A 3,541-nucleotide genomic window follows, 5' to 3' on the forward strand; every position below is an offset into this window, starting at 1 on the left:
AGATCGGCGATGCGCGCCACGGTCGCCTCGAGCTTGCGGCCTTCCTGCTGATCCTGCGCGATTGCCAAGGCCAGCGTCCGCTTGCTGCGCTCGACGGCTGCAGCCGCATCGCGCATCTGCTGGTCGAGGATCAGAAGGGCCGTCCGGTCTTCCAGCTCTTCGCCCGCGGCGGCCACGCTGCCGCGGAAAAGTGTCACGACTGTCTTGAACATTGGCTACTCCCTGTTATGAGCGTTGCTCACCAACTCTTTGTAGCAAAGAACTTGAACAACGTTCAAGAGAAATTTGAGCAACGCTCAAAATTTGGCTGACATATGTCTAAAGCCTTGGAACGTCGAGAGAAACTTCGAACCGACCTGATCCTGGCGGCGGAGCGGATGATCGCCGAGCGCGGATTGTCCGGTTTGAAAACCCGCGATCTCGCCCGCGAGATCGGCTGCGCCAACGGCGCCGTCTACAATCTCGTGGCCGACATGGACGAGCTGATCCTACGCGTGGGCTCGCGCACGCTGCTTCGGCTCGACGAGGCGCTCAGTGCCGCGGTCAGCCCGGGCGAGGCAGTGCCGCAAGAGACGCTGGTCCGCATCGCCATCGCCTATTGCGATTTCGCGGCGGAAAATCTCCAGCTCTGGCGCGCGCTGTTCGAGCACCGCATGGAGACTGACAAGATCGTCCCCGACTGGTCCGTCGAAGACCAGATGCAACTGTTCCGCCACATCTACCAGCCGCTGGCCACGCTATTTCCGAACCGTAGCTCCGAGGAGCTCGGCATCACCGCGCGCAGCCTGTTCTCGGCCGTGCATGGCATGGTGGCACTGGGACTGGAGCAGAAGCTGGTTGCCGTGCCGCTGCCGGCGCTGCGCGAAGAAATCGCGCGCCTCGTGCGTGCGATGATCGAAGGGTTGATCGCGCTACGGAGCTAGCTGCGCATGGCATGCGCCTTGCCTCCTCATCGTGCAATTCTCTCGAGGAGGCAGCGATGAGCGCATCATCTTTCGACATCAACCGGCGTAGCGTCGTGCTCGGCGGCTTCGGTATCGCCGGGACGACCCTCGCCCCGCGCTTCGCCTGGGCGCAGGGGCGCAGCGAGACGCTGCTGGTGGTGCAGGAGCTCGGGCCGAACTCGCTCGACATGCAGGGCGTCGGCTCCAACCAGACCGTGAACGGCATGTGCTGGAACTGCTACGACCGGCTGCTGACCTACGCCTCGAAGACGCTGCCCGACGGGACGGTCTCGTACGATCGCGACAAGCTCGCGCCCGAGCTCGCCGAAAGCTGGGAGGTTGCGGCCGACGGCATGTCCTGCACCTTCAGGCTCCGCAAGGACGCGAAATTCCACGACGGCTCGCCTGTGACCGCCAAGGACGTCAAATGGTCGTTCGACCGCGCGGTGAAGGTCGGTGGCTTTCCGACCTTCCAGATGTCGGCAGGATCGCTGGAGAAGCCCGAGCAGTTCGTCGTCGTCGACGACCACACCTTCCGCATCGACTATGTCCGCAAGGACAAGATGCTGCTGTTCAACGTCGCGGTCGTCGTGCCCTTCATCATCAACTCCGAGCTGGCGAAAAAGAATGCGACGCCGGAAGACCCCTGGACTTTGGCGTGGCTTAGGAACAACGAGGCCGGCGGCGGCGCCTACAAGATCGAGAGCTGGAAGCCGGGCAGCGAAACCGTGCTGGCACGGTTCGACGACTGGAAGAGCGGCCCGCTGCCGAAAGTCAAGCGCGTGATCGCGCGCGACGTCCCCTCCGCGGGTACGCGCCGCGCCATGTTGGAGCGGGGCGATGCGGACATCTCCAGCGGCTTTGCGCCGCGCGATTTCGAGCAGATCATCAGGGAGGGCAAGGTCAAGGTGTCGGGCGTGCCCATCCCGAACGCGCTCTGGTACGTCGCGCTCAACACCGCGAAGCCGCCGTTCGACAATGTGAAGCTGCGCCAGGCCATCGCCTGGGCGATGCCTTATGAGCAGATCCAGAGTAGTGCGTTCTTTGGGCGTGCCGTTCCGATGTATGGCGGAGCGGCAGAGGTCTCAAAGCCGGTCTGGCCGCAGCCGTTTCCCTATGTCACCGATTTCGACAAGGCCAAGGCGCTAATGAAGGAAGCAGGCTTCGAGTCCGGCCTGGAGACGACCTTGTCGCTCGACACAGGCACCGCGACCGTCGGCGAGCCGACTGCGATCCTGATCCAGGAGAGCCTCGCCAAGATCGGCATCAAGGCGGGAATCGAGAAAATCCCCGGCGCGAACTGGCGCACGACGCTGAACAAGAAGGAGCTGCCGCTCGCGCTCAACCGCTTCAGCGGCTGGCTGGATTATCCCGAATACTACTTCTACTGGAATTTCCACGGCAACAACTCGATCTTCAACATCTCATCCTATCAGAACAAGGAGATGGACGCGCTGATCGACAAGGCGCGGTTCACGGCTGATGCGGCGGAGTACGACCGGTGCGTGAAGGATTTCATCACGCTCTGCATGCGCGACGTTCCCGTCGTTCCGCTCAACCAGCCGATCCACGATGTCGCGATGCAGAAGGCCGTCACCGGCTACGAGTTCTGGTTTCACCGCGAACCGGACTACCGCCAGTTCGCGAAGGGCTAAAGCATGATCCGGAAAAGTGCGCAGCGGTTTTCCGAAAAGATCATGCTTAAACAACAACCTAAAGCGCGGTGACGATTCATCCTAATCGCATCGCGCTTTAGTGCCTATCGACGACGCGCAGCACACCTGACGCCGCGCGCGCCTGCGTAATCGAGAAACCCCGCTCAAGCCGCGCCGCGCTTGCGCGCAGCATTGCTGCGTCGAGCTTGCCCTGCCGCGCCCCGTCCAGGGCACAGGCGAAGACGCGGTAGAACTGCGCGCCGTCATAGGCGACCAGCAGCAGATCGACGCCGGCATTGATCGCCTCGACCACGGCGTTGCAGACGTCGTTCTGGTAGATCGCGCCCATCACGAGGTCGTCGGTCATCACCACTCCCTGGTAACCCCATGTCTCGCGGATGATGCCCTCGACGACGCGCTTCGAATGCGAGGCGGCGCGATCGGGATCGACGGCGGTCAGCGTGACATGGCCGACCATGAGCGCGCTGCGCGAATGCGATAGCACGTCGCGGAACGGGAGCCAGTCGGATGCCTCGAGCTCCCTCACCGGCGTGTCGAGATTGGCGCTGAAATGATGTGTGTCGGCACGCACCCGGCCGATGCCCGGAAAGTGCTTGAGCGTGGCACCGACGCCTGACTGCTCCAGCCCGCGCACATAAGCGCTCGCAATCGTGCTCACGACAGCCGGATCGGTCGCGATCGCGCGCTGGCCGATCAGCGTGTGGAAATCGAGCCGGTTACGCCGCGCCGGTGGCTTGAGGTCGAGCACTGGGGCGAGATTGAGGTTGACGCCGAGATCCGCGAGCTCGCGGCCATGGATGCGGCCGAACTCTTCGGCTTTGGCCTGCTGGCCGTCGGGAGCAAGCCCTGCGAGTGTCGCCAGCGCCGGCACTTTCGTCAGCGGCGGCGCGAGATGCCCAACGATGCCGCCCTCCTGATCCG

At 63.4% G+C, this 3,541-nt stretch carries 4 protein-coding genes; 2 read left to right on the plus strand and 2 right to left on the minus strand.

Translation table 11 applies throughout. From position 1 onward, the window contains the following. Window positions 1-212 (minus strand): PspA/IM30 family protein (locus tag MOV75_RS31215; protein ID WP_369010474.1); only part of this gene is annotated, 212 nt, incomplete at its 3' end. A 102-nt stretch (window positions 213-314) separates the two neighbouring features. Between MOV75_RS31215 and MOV75_RS31220 the strand changes: the two genes are divergently transcribed. Both MOV75_RS31220 and MOV75_RS31225 read left to right on the plus strand, forming a co-directional pair. Beyond that, a complete protein-coding gene (locus tag MOV75_RS31220; RefSeq protein WP_246923618.1) occupies window positions 315-923 on the plus strand; it encodes a TetR/AcrR family transcriptional regulator in 609 nt (202 codons plus the stop codon). Between the two features lie 56 nt (window positions 924-979). Beyond that, window positions 980-2,599, plus strand: coding sequence for an ABC transporter substrate-binding protein (locus MOV75_RS31225; RefSeq protein WP_246923622.1), 1,620 nt, complete (start codon window positions 980-982; stop codon window positions 2,597-2,599). A 97-nt stretch (window positions 2,600-2,696) separates the two neighbouring features. On the opposite strand, the gene MOV75_RS31230 is transcribed toward MOV75_RS31225, so the two are convergent. Beyond that, window positions 2,697-3,541, minus strand: an 845-nt coding sequence (locus MOV75_RS31230; protein ID WP_309486979.1) for a glycoside hydrolase family 3 N-terminal domain-containing protein, incomplete at its 5' end; no start/stop codon positions are given.

This window comes from Bradyrhizobium sp. PRIMUS42, assembly GCF_023006515.1.
Lineage (GTDB): Bacteria > Pseudomonadota > Alphaproteobacteria > Rhizobiales > Xanthobacteraceae > Bradyrhizobium.